The organism is Marinimicrobium sp. ARAG 43.8, from assembly GCF_050113635.1.
Taxonomy (GTDB): domain Bacteria; phylum Pseudomonadota; class Gammaproteobacteria; order Pseudomonadales; family Cellvibrionaceae; genus Marinimicrobium.
Window position 1 is genome coordinate 201,448 of record NZ_JBNJLT010000004.1, and the last position, 17,312, is coordinate 218,759.

Consider the following 17,312-nt stretch of genomic DNA (forward strand, 5'->3'; position numbering starts at 1 on the left):
TCGTTAGTTTTTGGCGCGATTGATGCGCAATACGAAGTTCAGGTTGCGCAGGCGCCGCATAATCGTGGCCAGGTGAACGCGGTTGTGGACACCGATGCACAGATTGATCACGCTGTTATGAGCGTCCCGCTCGTTGACCTTGATGTGTTCAATACTGCCGCCCTGCTCCGTTATGCGCGTGGCCAGCGTGGCAATGATGCCGCGCTCGGACTCCACCTCAACACGGATATCCACCAGAAACTCCCCCGAAACGGTAGGCGCCCAGTTCACGTAGCTGATCTTCTCGGGCTTGTGCCGCAGCTCGGTGATATTGTGGCAAGTGTCCTGATGCACGACCAGGCCTTTTCCCGAGCTGATGTGACCGATGATGGGATCACCTGGGATGGGTCGGCAGCAGCGCGCAAACGTAATCATCATCCCTTCAGAAGAATCGATCGTCAGCGGTGAATAGATGCTGCCGCTGGGCGGGTTGATTTCCGCATCTGGTTGCAGCAGCTTGGCAACCGCCTGTGCGACCCGATTTCCCAGCCCAATATCCTCCAGTAGATCCTCCATGGACTTCATTTGGGTGGCGGCGAGCAGTTGTGCGGTTTGCTCTTCGGTGAGCTGGTCGAGTTCCAGGTCGGCTTCGGTCAGGGCGCGGCTCAGCAAGCGCTTGCCGAGGGCGACTGACTGGTGGTGCCGCTGGTGTTTGAGGAAGTGGCGGATGGCGCTGCGCGCCTTGCCGGAGACGGCAAAGTTCAGCCAATTCGGGTTTGGCTGGGCGCCCTGGGAGGTGATGATGTTCACCTTTTGTCCGCTTTGCAGCGGCTGGGAAAGGGGCGCCAGGCGGCCATTAACGCGGCAGGCGACACAGTTGTGGCCGATGTCGGTGTGTACTGCGTAGGCAAAGTCGATGGGGGTGGCCCCTTGGGGCAGTTCTACAATTCGGCCTTTGGGGGTGAATATGTAGACTTCGTCCGGAAACAGGTCGATCTTGACGTTCTCGATGAACTCCAGAGAATCCCCCGCTCGGCGCTGCATTTCCAGCAGGCCCTGGACCCATTGCCGGGCGCGGTTGTGACTGATGCTTTCGTCGCCGTCGTTCTTGTAGAGAAAATGCGCGGCAATCCCGTTATTGGCCATCTCGTCCATTTCCTTGGTGCGGATCTGAACTTCAATAGGGACACCGTGCATGCCGAGCAGGACGGTGTGAAGCGACTGATAGCCGTTGGCCTTGGGGATGGCGATATAGTCTTTGAACTCGCCGGCTACCGGCTTATAAAGGTTGTGAATCACACCCAGTACGCGGTAGCAGGTGTCCACGCTGTCCACAATAATGCGGAAGGCGTAGACGTCCATGATCTCCTTGAAGTACTTCTTTTTCTGCCGCATCTTTTCGTAGATGCTGTACAGGTGCTTTTCCCGGCCAATGACCAGGGAGGTCAGGTTTTCGCGGGACAGGCGTTTCTCGATGGCCGTCTGGATTTGCTCCACCAGTTCCTTGCGGTTGCCCCGGGCTGTTTTCAAGGCGGCTTGCAAGCGGCTGGCTCGGAGCGGGTACATCGCGTAAAAGCCGCGATCCTCGAACTCCAGGCGCATATCATTCATGCCCAGCCGGTGGGCGATGGGCGCGTAGATCTCCAGGGTTTCCTTGGCGATGCGGCGCTTCTTCTCGGGGGGCATGGCACCGAGCGTGCGCATGTTGTGCAGTCTGTCGGCGAGCTTGACCAGAATCACCCGCAGGTCGTTGGCCATGGCCAGCGCCATTTTCTGGAAATTCTCGGCCTGCTTCTCAGCGTGGGATTCGAACTCGATCTGGGTGAGCTTGCTGACCCCGTCAACCAGTTCGGCCACGGTTTCGCCAAATTGCCTGGCAATGGCCTTCTTGCTGATGGCGGTATCTTCAATGACATCGTGCAACATGGCAGCCATCAGGCTTTGATGGTCCATGTGCATGCTGGCGAGAATGTCGGCGACGGCGAGCGGATGGGTAATGTAGGCTTCGCCGCTGCGCCGATTCTGGCCGTCGTGGGCTTGTTCCGCGTAAAAGTACGCCCGCTTCACCAAATTGATTTGGCTGTAGTCGAGGTAGGATGAAAGCCTGTGACTTAAGGCTTCAATAGTTTGCAAAGCCGTCCTCCAACGTAAGCCGGGCGTGATTCCCGGCCATGACTGCGGGCAATGCGATTACTCGTTGCCGGGCTGGGCCTCGGTCTCCTGGATGTGCTCTTCGCTCGGTCCTTCCGGACGCATCGGTTCGTCCGCTTCCAGCAGGATGCTGGCATCTACAAACCCTTCTTCAATTTCGCGCAGGGCAATCACGGTGGGTTTGTCGTTTTCCTCGGCAACCAGAGGGTCTTTGCCGCCCACCGCCAGTTGACGGGCGCGTTTGGCGCTGACCATCACCAGTTCAAAACGGTTGTCGACATGATCCAGGCAATCTTCAACGGTAATACGGGCCATAGCGTTTCATTCTCACAGGTTATTGGTGGCGACGGCGGCCCCTGACTTCAAGGGGCGCCGGGGCGGCTTCTGGGCTCGCCGGGCTGCCGTTGCCGGAAATTCGGGAATCAGGCCGATTATTGTACACAAATCGGGGGGTGTGCGTCAGCCTGGTGTTTCTGCCGAAACGGTGCCGTTACCCTAACAACTCTTGCAGCATAGCGGCGTGCAGTTGCTCTTGTCGCTCGCGTCTCAGGTGCTGGCTGCTAATGAGCGCCTGAAAGTGAGCCAGTGCCGTGGTAAAGTCGTCATTAACGATCAGGTAATCGGCCTCCCGATAGTGGCTGATCTCATTAATGGCCTCATTCATTCTGGCCTCAATGACCTCGGCGTCGTCCTGTCCTCGGCCAGTGAGACGTTGCCGCAGCGCGGCCAGCGATGGCGGTAAAATGAACAGGCTGACGGTGTTGGGCAGCAACTGGCGTACTTGATAGGCACCTTGCCAGTCGATTTCCAGAATGACATCCATGCCTTGCGCCAGTGTTTGCTCCACCCAGTGACGGGATGTCCCATAAAGATTGCCAAAGACCTGAGCGTGCTCAAGGAAAGCGCCCTCTTCCAGCATTTGTTCGAACAGGGGGAGATCCACAAAGTGGTAGTTGACCCCATCTTCCTCGCCGGGCCGCTTTGGCCGGGTGGTGTGTGAGACGGATACACAGACTTCCGGGCTGGACTTTACTAAAGCGTTGACCAGGCTGGTTTTACCCGCCCCGGAAGGCGCGGAAACGGTATAGAGGATGCCTCTGCTGCTCATCGACGTCTCGACTTTGGTAGGGGTTGGCTCCCGCGTTAGCGGAAAGTTTCAGGCAATAGGCCAAGCAGGCCGCATTATGACACAGCTCGATCAGACCTTCATGAGGGTCGAACCTCTCTAAAGGGTCTAACCAGTCTAAATTGATTCAGTGCCAGAGGTACATGTGCAGAACCATCTATCTGTTGAAGAGACCGCAACACGTCTTGGTGTCAGCGAGTCATTCGTCGAACGTATGGTCGTTAAAGGACGTCTACAACCGACGCCGGATGGCCATTTCAGACGAGAACAGGTGGATGCCCTGGCAAGTCTGCTTGAGCGCCTTAAAGGCAATGGGGTAGGAACATTGCTCGGCCTGCTGGAGCAGGAACTGGGTGAGAGGAAGTAATAAATTACCCGATATATTTTATATATAAAATAACTTTCAAAAAGTTAGTTTGGCTCTGCCTGATGCCTGATTATGTTTGCGCATCATCCAAGCGCGGTCTATGTTTATAGAGCGTCTTTTCACTCGGAATTAATCCCCTTTCAATAAAGCTGATTAATTGTTGACAACCTATGGGTGCGAGTGTAATAGTCTGCAAGACTAATATTTATAGTCATAATAACTTTTATGTCGATTTGGGCGGCACGCCCGCCTCTAAATTGCCGTTAAGGTTTGAGTCTCATGCACTGTAGAAATCCATGATATTGATGTGTGGGAGCGTCTAAGCTGGTAGGTAGGAAAAAATAGTGACGCAAAGGAGCGATGCGGTCAGTGTTCAAAGACAACAGTCGACCAAACCCAGTACAACAGCTATTAGAAAAATTGTTGATTCAAAGATTTGCGGTGCATAGGTACTACATAGGCACCGACGATAATAACCTGGTCTCAGTAAGGAGAGTTCCATGAATTCCAATAAGAAGTACTTTCAAAAGCGCTTGATGGCTACTGTAGTGGCCTCAACGGCCTTGGCTGGTTTTAGCAGCGGTGCGCTAGCTCAACAAGGTGAGCCAGTGCTGGAAGAGGTAGTGGTTACCGGTATTCGGGCGTCGCTTGAGCGGTCAATGGATATCAAGCGTGATAGTGCCGGTGTGGTTGATGCCATTTCCGCCGAGGATATCGGTAAATTCCCGGACACCAACCTGGCTGAATCACTGCAGCGCATCACTGGTGTTTCAATCAATCGTACTAACGGTGAAGGCTCGCAAATAACCGTTCGCGGGTTCGGTCCTGACTTCAATATGGTTACCCTGAATGGAAGAACCCTTCCAACGGGTAGTGCTTACGGTGGTAGCTCAGGTGCGGACTCCACGACACGAGGCGGTAACTCACGTGCATTTGACTTCGCTAACCTGTCTTCTGATGCCGTTTCTGGCGTAGAAGTATACAAAACCAGTAAAGCTAATATCGCGACGGGTGGCATTGGTGCAACTGTAAACGTTAAAACGGCCAGACCGTTGGATAACCCAGGTCTCAAGGTTAGCGTCGGTGGTAAAGCGATAGCGGATACCACTAATCGCACTGGCGATGACGTCACTCCTGAAGTTTCTGGTATATTCAGCTGGTCTGATGACGATGGTGTGTTTGGTGTGTCTTTGAGCGCAAGCTATTCAGAGCGTGACTCAGGCTTCATTGGCGCCACCGTTAACGACTGGACTGTTGCAGAATGGGAAGGCGGCGACAACCAAACCATTTATGACAACCCGGCGAACAGCGCAATATTCGAGAATGCGCCAGATGTTGGTCAGCTTTATTCGCGCCCCAACGATGTTCGTTATACTTTCTCTGACCGTCAACGTGAACGTACTAATGCGCAGCTTACCCTCCAATACAGGCCTATTGAGAACCTGACGGCCACCCTGGATCATACCTTCGCGGAAAATTCTCGGACTGAGCATCGCGGTGAGTCAACTACTTGGATTCAAAATGGTAGTAACGTCACAAGCGTTGAATTTGATGATTCAACTATTAAAACGCCAAAGTTTATCACCGAGGACTATGGCGTTGATCGGTATGATTATGGTGTCGAGCAGCAATATCGTGCACAGGACGACACTCTGGAATCTACAGGTCTGAATTTGGATTGGGCTGTTAACGATCAATTTTCCGTAAGGCTGGATGCGCACCACTCAACTATGGAGAGCCTGCCTGCCGGCCCAGGCCATGCAGGTTCACTTGCTGTAGGTGTTGGTTCCAGCATCAAAAGTGGTGCAAGCTGGCAGTTCAGTGGTGGCGAGATCCCTACTTTTAACCACACTATCGACGACAGTATGGGCACCCTGGAGGAGAATCTCAGCTCTTCAGTAATGCGTGTATGGTCAGCTGAGCAGCGCTCTGAAGTAAACCAGATAAAGCTGGATGCCACATGGGAGTTTGATGACGGCAGCTATTTTGACTTTGGTATTGAGCGCCGCGAAATGGAATCAGACACCATAACCTACAATGGTAATAACGCTCAGATATTGGGTGGCTGGGGTGCTTCAGCGCCTGGCGAGTTCCCTGATGGCCTCTTTGAACCTTTCGACGTGACCGGCGAGTTTGACGATCCGAGTACTGGCAACTCGCCTAACATCGGCTTCCGCGCGGACGCACGCGACCTAGCTAATTTTCTGGTAGACGAATACAGCGATCAAAACGCCTATATTGGCGTGATGAATGATGAGAACCCAGACGGGATTCGCAACAGTAGAGGTAATAACAAAATTCAGGAAGATACCGATGCTGTTTACTTCCAGCTTGGCACTAAAGGCCAAGTGGGCGGTTTTGATGTTGAAATACTCGCAGGTTTGCGCTATGAAACTACCGACCAAACCTCATCTTCAGATACCCCTCCGTTGGCTTACTATATATGGTCGTCGGATAACGACTTTACTCCTGTAAGTGCGCCAGCGGGCACCGCAACTGTTGACGGGCAGAGTTATGACGCGTTGTTGCCAAGCCTGGATCTTTCCATCCACCTATCGGATGACTTAATAGGTAGAATGTCCTTCAGCAAAACCATCGCTCGTCCTGGTTTAGCAAGTTTGGGGTCAGTCGTTTCGTATGGTGCACCAAACGGCTCTACGCTGAATGCTGGTACCACTGTTCAAGCAACCGGACAAAACCCACAGCTGAAACCGCTTACATCAAATAATGTTGATTTGTCCCTCGAGTGGTACTTCGATGACGCAAGCTACGTATCTGCCGGGGTGTTTGAAAAACGCGTTCAGAATTTCACGGGAACAGAAACAATAGAGCGAACGTTTGGTGTTCGAGACCAAACCGCTGGCCCGAGAGCGCAAGCAGCTGTAGCAGCACTGGAAAGTATCGGTGAAAACGTTGATAACGCTGGCATTTATGCAATGATGCAAGTCCTTGCTAACCCGGACGATTATCCTGGTGGCGCTGATGACTATAATGGTACAGTGAGACAGGACTTTAATGATCAGAGCGGGTATGAGTTCATCACTCCGAATGACGACGATCCACTGATGAGCTACCAGTTCAGTAGTACCGTTAACAACCGTGAAGCGAAGCTTTATGGTGCTGAGTTTGCAGGGCAACACTTCTTTGGTGATACGGGTTTTGGTGTTCAGGCCAACTACACCATCGTAAGGGGTGATGTAAAATTCGACAATTTGGATATTACGGAAAACCAATTTGCATTGTTAGGTCTTAGTGATACTGCAAACTTGGTGTTGATGTATGAAAACTATGGGTTCGAAGCCCGGCTTGCTTACAACTGGCGCGATAAATTCCTGAACAGAACTGGTTGGGGGTCTAACAACCCTGGATACGTTGAAGATCGTTCACAAGTCGATTTGAATGTGACTTATCACGTCACGGACAATTTAGCTGTATTTTTCGAAGGTATAAATATCACCGGAGAAGATCGTCGTGAGCATGCCCGCAATTCAGACATGTTGATAGAGTACTCTGATTTGGGGGCTCGCTACCAACTGGGTGCTCGTTACAACTTCTAAGTTTATACTTAAAAGTTGCTTGACAACAGAAGAACCGCCTGCTGGGCGGTTCTTCTGTTAATTCATCTCATAAAATTCGTTATAATGTGTAAGTAATTTGGTTACTTTAAATGCAAAAAATAGAATCATTAAATAATATTACTCATGAAAAATTGAGAGTTAATGCAAGTTTTTCAACTGAACTCGGTGACAACTTAGCTAGCACCATTACATTTTTTACTGAACTCCGCGAGATCGAAAAAGAGTATCCAATACTGTGCCGTAAAGACCCAGAAACGGGTGAGCATCAGGCTGTTGTGTTTTTTGGATTGCAAAAAGATGAAAATTTGTTCTTGACAGAAGCTGATCCGGCACAGCAACGGCATGTTGGGTGGCGCGCTGAATATGTACCAGCCGCTGTGGCAAGAGGTCCTTTTTCAATAGGAGTTCAACGTGAAGCGGATAGTGGCTCAGAGCAGCGGGAACCTGTTGTCCACATTGATTTGAAGCACCCCAAGGCATGCTGTGATGAAGGCGAGGCGTTGTTTTTAGAGAATGGCGGGCGCAGTCCATATCTCAATTATATTACAACGATTTTGGACACAATTAATGATGGTATGCACCTTACTAAAATAATGTTTGAAGCGTTCAATAAGCATGAGCTACTAGAGCCTGTCACTTTGGATATACAGCTTGTAAATCAAGATAAGTTAAAGTTCAATGGATTTGAAACAATCAATGTTGAAAAATTATCCCAACTAAGCGGTGAAGAACTTGAGAAACTTAATAAGTCTGGTTTTCTTCAGGCAGCTTATTTTCTTGCTAATTCCATGTCCAACTTTGAAAAACTGATTGATTGGAAAAATCGTAAACTTTTGGCAAGTGGACACACTAATTGACTGTGAAAGAAATTAATATACTGAATGGAATTAATTCACATAACATTCCAAAAGATGTGATTGATTCTGCAAAGCCAGTTATTTTTAAAAAAATTGTTGATGACTGGCCTCTAGTTCAGCAAGGGCGGATTTCTGATAGGTCATCAGTTGATTACCTGAAATCTTTTTACAACGGTATCCCTTCTATCGTATGTAAAATCCCCCCCCAAAACAAAGGAAAAATGTTTTATAACGAAAACTGCACGGAGCTCAATTATAAAAGTTTTAAAGGATACATTGATGAGATCCTGGATACTATCTTGGAAGAAGCTGATGAATTGGATGCCCCGGCGTACTATATTGCATCCAATATAATCAGTACGCATTTTCCAGGTTTTAATGATAGAAATAACTTGGTAGTTCCTAGGGATAAACACCCTGAAGCATTGGATGAAAGAGTTAGTATTTGGATCGGTGGAGCAGCCACGGCTACCTGTCATTTTGATGCTTTAGATAATATAGCATGTTGTGTTGCTGGTAGGCGAAGATTTACGCTTTTCCCTCCTGATCAAATAGGCAATCTTTATCCTGGGCCGCTCGATCCGACACCGGGAGGGCAGGTTATTAGTTTGGTCGATTTCAAAAATCCCGACTTTGAAAAGTTTCCTCGTTTTAAAGATGCACTTTCAACGGCTCTAGTCGTTGACTTGGAACCTGGTGATGCCTTGTTTATACCGGCTATGTGGTGGCACCATGTAGAGAGCTTGGCGCGCTACAATATTCTGGTAAATTACTGGTGGGATGACGCGCCGGCCTTTTTAACCTCTGGTATGAATGCACTCCATTTTGCCATGCTCGGAATTCGAGACAAATCTGATCATGAGAGAGCAGCCTGGAAGCACATTTTTGAGTATTATATTTTTAATGGACCGGAGAACGCTAATTCCCACCTTCCGTTAGAGGCGAGAGGTTTTCTGAACACTCTGGATAGGCTTGGCGCTAGAAAACTAAGGGCTTTGCTTAGTAATAAATTAAACCGCTGATGCCAATAGAAGTGGGAAGCCTAGGGCTGAAGAAGTAGCGGCCAAAGCAGCTACATTAACTTGTCAGCACAGGTGATGGTTTATACGGCACATTCAATTAGTGATGGTCTGGTCCCAAAGTTGCTCCGAAAGGCGCTAGGTTATAGAGCACAGAACAAAGTTTTATGGCGTAATCAGGGAACTTACTGGCCGAATGATCGTTTGCACTTATTACTTAAATCCAGGTGATAGGAAATAAACCTGAAAATATGCATTTTCCTGATGTGTCGATAAAAGTTCTCTTGGATAATGAAGACGCCACGCTGAGGCAAAAAATGCAACTATCGTTAAATTCCAATATGATCACTAATATTCATCAGCTGGGCGAAGAAAAATCGCCCCTATTGGTGGTCGATAACTTTTTGCAGGACGCTGAGCTATTGGTAGAGCATGCTTGTCAACAACGTTTTGTCCAGAATTCACCGTTTTATCCAGGTGTGCGAGCGGCAGTCCCGATTAGTTTCAAGTCGTTACTATTAAGCTCGTTAAAACAGCAACTAAAGGAAGTATTTCAGCTAACAGGAACAAAGCTTGGATTGTCTTTGTGCCAGTACTCAATTGTAACGACGCCTGTGGATCAGTTAGTGCTCTTACAGCGAATTCCTCACTTTGATTCGACAAAGCGTGATGCGTTGGCGGCTGTATTTTATTTGTTTAAAGAAAACCTGGGAGGGACGTCCTTTTATCGTCATAAGAAAACGGGTTTCGAAACTATCGATGATGAGAGGCGGATTCCCTATTTCAAATCACTAGAAAATGAGAATGGTGGTGACAACATTCCGCAGAAAGGGTATATCAATGGTGACACGACATTGTTTGAACGGATTAGAAACCAAAAAGGTATCTTCAATCGGCTTATTGTGTATCGTCGACAAAGTTTACACAGCGCTTCAATTAGCCCCAACTTTGTACCCGAAGCCGACCCCCGTAAAGGACGATTGACAATTAGTATTTTCATTGACTGTGTATGATTAGACCCAAGAGTCTAGCACCAATGTCGTCTCCTACAGTTACCATAGAGTTACGTTTTTCGTTCAAGTACCGGAGCCCTCATGTCTCAACAAGTAAAAAAAGTGGTTATTGCTGGCGGCGGTACTTCAGGTTGGTGCATGGCTGTGGCGCTATCGCGGCAGTTGGGCACATTGCTGGACATCACACTCATTGAATCCTCGGAAATAGGGACAGTTGGGGTAGGAGAGGCTACCATTCCGACAATATGTGCTTTTCATAAAATGCATGGTATCAATGAAAAGGAATTTTTAAGCGCCACCGCTGGCACTATCAAGCTGGGGATATCCTTCGAGAATTGGACTCGCATAAATCACCGCTATATTCACTCGTTCGGTGATTTTGGGAAATCCCCCTGGATCGGTGATTTCTACCACTATTGGCTGGCCGCAAAAACCTATGGTTATCAGAGCGAACTAGACGATTTTTGCTTCGAATTACAGGCAGCGAAATATCACAAGTTTTCCATCATAGAGAAACCCAAGCTCAACTATGCCTATCATTTTGATGCAAGCCTTTACGCACGCTATTTACGTCGTATCAGCGAGAAGAATGGTGTTAAAAGAATTGAGGGTAAGGTCGTCGATATCAAGCAGGATACTGATACCGGCTTTATCGAAACGGTAGTTCTGGAATCTGGTGAGCGCATCGACGGCGATTTTTTTATCGACTGCACGGGCTTTCGTGGCGTTCTGATCGAGCAGACATTGAAAGCTGGCTATGAAGACTGGGGGCATTGGCTGCGTAATGACAGCGCGGTGGCGTTACAGACAGACTTCTCTGGTGATATTCCGCCTTATACACGCGCTATTGCTCATGAAGGTGGCTGGCAATGGAAAACTCCGCTGCAGCATCGTCAGGGTACTGGATATGTTTATTCAAGCGCTTATATCTCTGATGAAAATGCCCGAAAAACCTTACTGGACAATCTTGACGGAAGTGTTCGTTCGGAACCGCGCCTGCTCAAATTTAAAACAGGCCGCCGCAAGAAAGCGTGGGTTAAAAACTGTGTTGCTATAGGTTTGTCGGGTGGTTTTGTAGAACCACTCGAATCGACCAGCATTCACTTGATTCAAATCGGAGTGACGAGATTATTGCAACTGTTCCCGTTCGGCGGTTGCAGCGATGCTTTGACCGATCACTACAACGAGCTACTGAGAACCGAATACGAGCGAGTTCGCGATTTTATTGTACTGCACTACAAAGCTACCGGGCGGAACGATACACCCTATTGGCGCGATTGCCGTGATATGGAGATTCCGGATTCACTCGCGTCTAGGATGGAGCTGTTCAGGGAATCGGGCGTGGTATCTCCGTATAACAGCGATATTTTCCGGTCAGCCAATTGGCTGCAAGTGATGTTGAACCAAGGAATTGAGCCACGTAACTACCACCACTTCCCGCATGTAATGGATAAAGATCAGATAATCAATAATCTCGATAAGCTAAAAAACAGTATTGCAAGAACTGTCGAGAAAATACCGTCACATGAAAACTTCCTAAAAAGCTACTGCCCCATGCGATAAGAGATATCAGATATTATTTAATGGATTGCTACAACTGGTGGCGAGCCCATCAATTCAACGACGGGGTGCCATTACATCTTCACTAAGCGATGATTCAGCTGTGGAGTTATACCGGAAGAATTATTTTGAGTATATCTACATGATTATTTCCTCGCTAAGTCAAATGAAAAACTTAATTGATCTGAAAAATAGTTGCTTTGCTAAAAAGTAGCTTTGTCGAATAGTACAGGGCTCTGCTAGAGCCCTGTACTTCTGATCAGTCCGTTAAATAAACTCTCCAGTTTTCACAGTTGCCCTCGGCGAAATAACCATCTTCTTGAGGGTAGAATGTGCATGTAGGGCTGTAGTAAGGCTGGCTGGGGTTCTGAGTACGTACGCCAACTACATAAGTGCCATAGGAAGGGCAGGTAATTGTGTATTCGTCATAGCGATACCCTGGCCCTCCCGCCCCATACGTTTTATTGAATTCACAATCGTTGTAGTCATTGCCAATGATTGGATCCCCGTACTCCGCCACCTTGACATACGCGTGTGCGGCCATTGAAAAAAGCATTACAAAAAACCTAAAATTAAGCTTTTCCTCATCATTCTATCTCCTTAAAGCATTAGTCATTGAATGCCTGGCGTCCTGCCTCGTCCCTTATGGTGAAAGGATGACCAGCCTAGGCAAGGCTTGTCACGATACTCCTCCGTTACTGGTTAGCTGATGGAAGGTTAAAAAGAGAAGAGTCACCTTCCTCGGATAAATATATGACCAACTCTCCCCTGTTGTGGTCGTAAAAGTAGGTGGATAAAAATGAAGAGTCTGATTCACTGTAAATACTTTCTGCAGATTTTGTGAAATCATCGAATAGCTTATTATTAGATCCATCGCCATTATCCGCCACAACAATTTGGCAGTTTTTCGATCTACAATTAACATTAAGTGGCGTCACGTTGGATAACGAATTTTCTGCTCCCTCGATTATTCCCATAATCATTGTTCTTTGCTCCTGAGCCCAATCGTAATCAATAGGCTCTTTTTGATACTGGTCGCTAACGATCTCGGAAGGTGATTGATGCTTGGAATTTTCTAAAAATTCTCTGAATATAGAGATCTTTTTCTCTTGATATTTCCATATTTCTCTTTGTGAAAATTCCTGAAAGGATCTGATTTCTGGATATTCTCTAGCCTGGATGTTTGTTGATTTTTCTTTGTTGTGATTTTCTTTTCCTCTCCTGTATTTTTCTAGCTCCTGTTGATAAACGCCGTAGTCATTCGTTGCTGAACTGCTTGGTGGTGATATGGCAGAACACTCTCTAGAAAATCTCTCATGACCTTTCAGAGTAGGGGTTGGTGAAAAACTGTCGACTTCGTAGCCAACTAGAGCCCCTAGCGAGGCTGAGAGTATTACTGCCAACAATGTTCCTCTGTTGTCCATGTAACACCTTCTAAATCTTCGGTTATTTGTTTTTATGTTAAGGTCGACTTGAATATAACAACAAAATGGACGCCTCGCTATAATACGAAGCGCCACTAGTAAATCGTTTTTGAATTAGAGGGAGAATGGTTATGACAGGAGAGCCCACGATGTAGATGTTATGTGGGGAACCAGTGGCGGACTGTGCAGCTGAATTTGACTTAAAGTGACACTGCCTTCCTCACCCCGCAGCGCTCACACTCATAACTGGTGACCAGCTTCCCTTGTTTTACATCAAACTTCCGCTCCGTGATGACCTTCCATTTATGGAAGCCACTACGGCAGAGGGTTTTGCCTTTGTGCTTTTCTTTGGCGCTGGGGCGCTTGAACGGAACGATATTATCCTTCATAGGGGCTACTCCAGGTTGGCGACGGGTTTCATTGTAAGAGCTCGGAACCCGTTAAATCTATAAATATTGGAGGCCAGGCGGGTCTTAGCGGCATCTTCGAGGATCCTGGTCTACAATAACGTTAACGGCCAGTGGATGAGCGGCCCAATGCGACTCAAATCGCGGAAATGAGTGTTTTTGAAGTGAAAACGTTTGCAAAAACATTAAATTTTGAGAATTTTTTGAAATATATAAGTTATTTTTAACTTCAAATAAGAATAAAAAGCATGCCTTTTACCCCCCATTTGGATAATTGCGGGGAAAATGATTCTTACGCCTATGAAAATAGATATCACAAAAATAAAATTTAATTGATATTTTATTTCACGGTTGCTATGTTCGAAACTGTGCACTCGCCTTGTGTGGGGTACATACCCACTGGAAGGGTGCTGTGTGGATGTTTCTGACAAGGTTGTCAGGAGATTTCGCCGGACAGAACACTATAACTACCGAACAGATATTGCCATTAGGGGATTTAACATCATGCAAACCGTGTTCAATAGAAAGCTGCTCAGCCTGGCTGTGTGCGGTGTAATGACGGCTGCTGTTCAGCCTGCCCTCTCGCAAGAAGAGCCAGTTTTAATGGAAGAAATAGTCGTACGTGGAATGCGTTCGAGTGTCCAAACCGCTCAAGATATTAAGAGAGATGCTGACACCGTTATGGATGCCATCTCTGCGACTGATATCGGTGCTTTGCCTGATAAAAGCGTGACAGAAGCTCTGCAGCGTGTGCCGGGCGTGACCATTGAGCGATTTGCTGCCTCCGATGACCCTAACCATTATGCAGATGAGGGCACTGGGGTTTTGGTGCGAGGCTTAGACCGTGTGCGTAGTGAAATCAATGGTCGTGACTCATTTAGTGCCAACCCTAATGGTGGATTGAATTTTGAAGATATTTCACCAGAGCTTTTGGGTTCCGTGGAAGTGATCAAGAACCAGACGGCAGATATGGTTTCTGGAGGGATCGCGGGTACCGTCAACTTAGTGACACGTAAACCGTTTGATACAGACGGACGTATGATCGGGGGCACCCTCAAGGGTAACTACGGAGATTTCCGTGAAGAGTGGAGCCCTTCAGTTTCGGGTCTTTTCAGTGATGTCTGGGAAACAGATGTTGGTGATTTTGGGTTTTTGATTTCCGCCTCTCACTCTGATCTCCGCACTCGTGGCGATGGTATTGGTGTCGCCAACTTTTATTCTCGGAGTGATGAACATATTCATGTCGGAGCCGCTTGGGATCCTAATGCGATTGCAGGTACAGCGCCGGAGTCTCCTGTTGAGGGCCCTGCAGTTTTCACAGGCCAACCTTCTGGAGTTAGGTACTATACACCAGGGCAATATTCCCTTAGGACAGCGGAAAATGACCGCGAGCGTAGCGGTTTCGCGACATCATTCCAATGGCGTAGCCCGGATGACAGTATAGAGACTACTTTGGAGTATGTACGCTCTGATGCATCGCTGGAGTGGCGTGAAAACGTCATCGGCCCCCAGGCGCAGGGTTTTGCTTGGGAACAATGGACAAACTCGTCAGTGTTGACTGCTGACGAAGCTCCGGAGGGGATGGGTCCGACCTGGGATGACAATAATATGTTCACCAGTGGCGTGCTTCGTTTTGGGGCGGAGATGCCCATGCACTTATCCACCCGATATAACGAGACTGAAACAACTGTTGAAGACCTTTCATTTAACGTTTCGTGGCAAGCTACTGATCGTTTGACAGTAGATTTTGATGTGCAACGGGTTGAGTCTACTGAGACTATGGCGAACAATGGTATTAACGCCCGAGCTCAGCCCTCTGTATCCGATGTTTATCTTGACCTCCGAGGTAGCACACCGTACATCGAATTCTTGAATGATCGTCTTTTTGAGCCGGATTATACCCCTAACTGGGATGGGCCTCGCCCAGATGTTTTTCTCGGAACCGCTTTGGATACTGCCATTGACTCCGACGCTTCTATGGATGCTGTGAAGTTGGACTTCTCCTACGATTTGGAGGGCAACTGGGCAAGATCTCTGAAGTTCGGTGTGTACCACTCTGAGAAAGATCTGACAGTTCGAGACACTGAATATTCAAACTGGGGTGCTGTCAATACGCCATGGTCTACAGAGCTTTCCATAAATGGCGACTACAATGCTATTCCGGACGAATTTGAACGGCAATCATGGGATGATTTTTATCAAAGTAAAGGTGCGCTTGGTGGCCGTGACGACTTCTTGTTTATTAACATGAGCGCGGCGGAGAATTTTGCTGATTTTATGCGCCGTGCGTGTGATGAAGGATTTAATACCGCTCCCTATGGTGAGACCAACCCTGGCGGCGCATCCGATGTAGGTCAAAGTAATCCTAACTGCTACCAGGCGATGGAGGATATGGGAGGGCGAGTTGCGCCGGGAAGCCCGTTTGCCCCACATGATATTACTTCGACTAACGAACAGCGTGCTGAAGCCTATGTTCGTTTTGATTTTGGCGACGATACGTTGAGCATGCCGTACCGTGGCAACATTGGCTTGCGCTATGTCAATTACCAGCTGGAATCTACTGGTTATACAGTAATGCCGAATGTTGGAGGCGACGTAGCAGAGTTCTTGAGCCAGGACTTGGTTGATTTTGCGGACGGTCTTGGAGAAGTCACTACTGTGGATGGAACAGATTATAGTACGGTACTCCCGAGCCTGAACCTAGCTTTGAATGTAACAGATGATGTAATCGTTCGGTTTGGTGCGTCGAAAAGCTTGTACTATCCGAATCTTCGAGATACGCGTAATTCTCGAATCGTTAACCTGAACTACAGCATTATTGAAGATGATGATACAGGGGATAGGGAGCTTGTACCGGGAAGCCTGGGGATCAACGGTACCGCTCGCAATCCTTTCCTTGAGCCAGAAGAAGCAATCAATCTCGACCTTAGTACAGAGTGGTACTTTTCTGATGCGGGGTCCTTATCCTTAGCTTTGTTCTACAAAGATATTGATAATTTGTTCCGTGAGCGCCCATTTATTGCTGAAGTGACAAATCCTCGCAGCAACGTGACGCAAGAGGTGTCGTTCAACGGTCCCGCCAATGATGGGTCGGGATCTATCCGTGGCTTCGAAGTTTCGTATAATCAGTTTTTTGATATGTTGCCCGGAGCCTGGAGTGGTTTAGGTGTTCAGCTAAACTATACTTATATTGATCAAAACGACCTTAACGATCCAATGAGTGATGATCAATTTGGTTCTGTGCGTTTCGATACAAACGGTGATCCAATCAACGATAACAGAAACAGTTTCAGAGCGTTTACGGACCTTCCGTTGCCCGGTTATTCGGATGAAAACTACAACGTTGTTGGGATGTACGAGTATGGTCGTATTAGTGCTCGATTAGCTTATACCTGGCGCTCGGACTATCTTGTAACACGTCGGGATTCTAATGAGTTTGCACCTGTTTATGCGAAAGCCAATGGCTTTATGGATGGGTCGATCTACTTTAATATAACCGACAACGTTAAAGTTGGTTTTGAAGCAAGTAACATTCTTAATAGCACTACGGAGACGCAGGTGCAGTTTGACCAAGCAGGAACGCGTACGGATGCTCTTAATTTCCGGACAGACCGTCGTTATGCATTAAGTCTTCGAGCTAGCTTCTAGGAAAATTGTATTTATCTTTTAAAAGCGTACCACTGTACAGTGGTACGCAATTTTTATTCACTCCGGATTTAGTTAAGGGTTTAAGTTATTCCGAACAAGCATTAAGTATGCTGGTCGACTTGTCTATAAAGACACCTATAAGAAAATTAATATCTTGTTATATAAAATAACGTTTCAGAAACC

12 protein-coding genes are annotated in these 17,312 nt (G+C 47.6%); 7 read left to right on the plus strand and 5 right to left on the minus strand.

Annotated elements, in window-relative coordinates; translation table 11 throughout:
* Window positions 1–3 precede the first annotated feature (3 nt).
* The 3 genes from spoT to gmk form a co-directional block, all read right to left on the minus strand.
* Window positions 4–2,112 carry a bifunctional GTP diphosphokinase/guanosine-3',5'-bis pyrophosphate 3'-pyrophosphohydrolase gene (gene spoT / locus ACQCLF_RS09980; RefSeq protein ID WP_426986802.1) on the minus strand — a complete coding sequence of 703 codons (2,109 nt, stop codon included), beginning with the start codon at window positions 2,110–2,112 and terminating at the stop codon, window positions 4–6.
* A 57-nt stretch (window positions 2,113–2,169) separates the two neighbouring features.
* Window positions 2,170–2,445: a DNA-directed RNA polymerase subunit omega gene (gene rpoZ, locus ACQCLF_RS09985; RefSeq protein ID WP_426986804.1), complete on the minus strand. Its 276-nt coding sequence runs from the start codon at window positions 2,443–2,445 to the stop codon at window positions 2,170–2,172.
* A gap of 175 nt (window positions 2,446–2,620) precedes the next feature.
* Window positions 2,621–3,238 carry a guanylate kinase gene (gene gmk, locus ACQCLF_RS09990; protein ID WP_426986806.1) on the minus strand — a complete coding sequence of 206 codons (618 nt, stop codon included), beginning with the start codon at window positions 3,236–3,238 and terminating at the stop codon, window positions 2,621–2,623.
* Between the two features lie 163 nt (window positions 3,239–3,401).
* Here gmk and ACQCLF_RS09995 point away from each other — a divergent pair, with 163 nt between their 5' ends.
* The 6 genes from ACQCLF_RS09995 to ACQCLF_RS10020 all read left to right on the plus strand — a co-directional run bounded on the left by ACQCLF_RS09995 (window position 3,402) and on the right by ACQCLF_RS10020 (window position 11,653).
* Window positions 3,402–3,623 (plus strand): helix-turn-helix domain-containing protein, encoded by a 222-nt coding sequence (locus ACQCLF_RS09995; RefSeq protein ID WP_426986808.1) that lies wholly within the window; start codon window positions 3,402–3,404, stop codon window positions 3,621–3,623.
* Between the two features lie 500 nt (window positions 3,624–4,123).
* On the plus strand, window positions 4,124–7,180 hold the full coding sequence (locus ACQCLF_RS10000; protein WP_426986810.1) for a TonB-dependent receptor: 3,057 nt from the start codon (window positions 4,124–4,126) through the stop codon (window positions 7,178–7,180).
* 110 nt (window positions 7,181–7,290) lie between these two features.
* On the plus strand, window positions 7,291–8,058 hold the full coding sequence (locus ACQCLF_RS10005; RefSeq protein WP_426986812.1) for a SapC family protein: 768 nt from the start codon (window positions 7,291–7,293) through the stop codon (window positions 8,056–8,058).
* 2 nt (window positions 8,059–8,060) lie between these two features.
* Window positions 8,061–9,080, plus strand: a complete 1,020-nt coding sequence (locus ACQCLF_RS10010; RefSeq protein WP_426987077.1) for a cupin-like domain-containing protein — start codon at window positions 8,061–8,063, stop codon at window positions 9,078–9,080.
* A 248-nt stretch (window positions 9,081–9,328) separates the two neighbouring features.
* The gene (locus ACQCLF_RS10015) at window positions 9,329–10,090 is read left to right on the plus strand and encodes a DUF6445 family protein (RefSeq protein ID WP_426986814.1); all 762 of its coding nucleotides are present in this window, start codon (window positions 9,329–9,331) and stop codon (window positions 10,088–10,090) included.
* 81 nt (window positions 10,091–10,171) lie between these two features.
* A complete protein-coding gene (locus tag ACQCLF_RS10020) occupies window positions 10,172–11,653 on the plus strand; it encodes a tryptophan halogenase family protein (protein ID WP_426986815.1) in 1,482 nt (493 codons plus the stop codon).
* 692 nt (window positions 11,654–12,345) lie between these two features.
* Here ACQCLF_RS10020 and ACQCLF_RS10025 read toward each other — a convergent pair.
* Together ACQCLF_RS10025 and ACQCLF_RS10030 are read right to left on the minus strand one after the other, a co-directional pair.
* Window positions 12,346–13,074 (minus strand): hypothetical protein, encoded by a 729-nt coding sequence (locus ACQCLF_RS10025; protein WP_426986817.1) that lies wholly within the window; start codon window positions 13,072–13,074, stop codon window positions 12,346–12,348.
* Window positions 13,075–13,274: 200 nt separating this feature from the next.
* The gene (locus ACQCLF_RS10030) at window positions 13,275–13,463 is read right to left on the minus strand and encodes a hypothetical protein (protein ID WP_426986819.1); all 189 of its coding nucleotides are present in this window, start codon (window positions 13,461–13,463) and stop codon (window positions 13,275–13,277) included.
* A 522-nt stretch (window positions 13,464–13,985) separates the two neighbouring features.
* Here ACQCLF_RS10030 and ACQCLF_RS10035 point away from each other — a divergent pair.
* Window positions 13,986–17,129 (plus strand): TonB-dependent receptor, encoded by a 3,144-nt coding sequence (locus ACQCLF_RS10035; protein WP_426986821.1) that lies wholly within the window; start codon window positions 13,986–13,988, stop codon window positions 17,127–17,129.
* Window positions 17,130–17,312 lie beyond the last annotated feature (183 nt).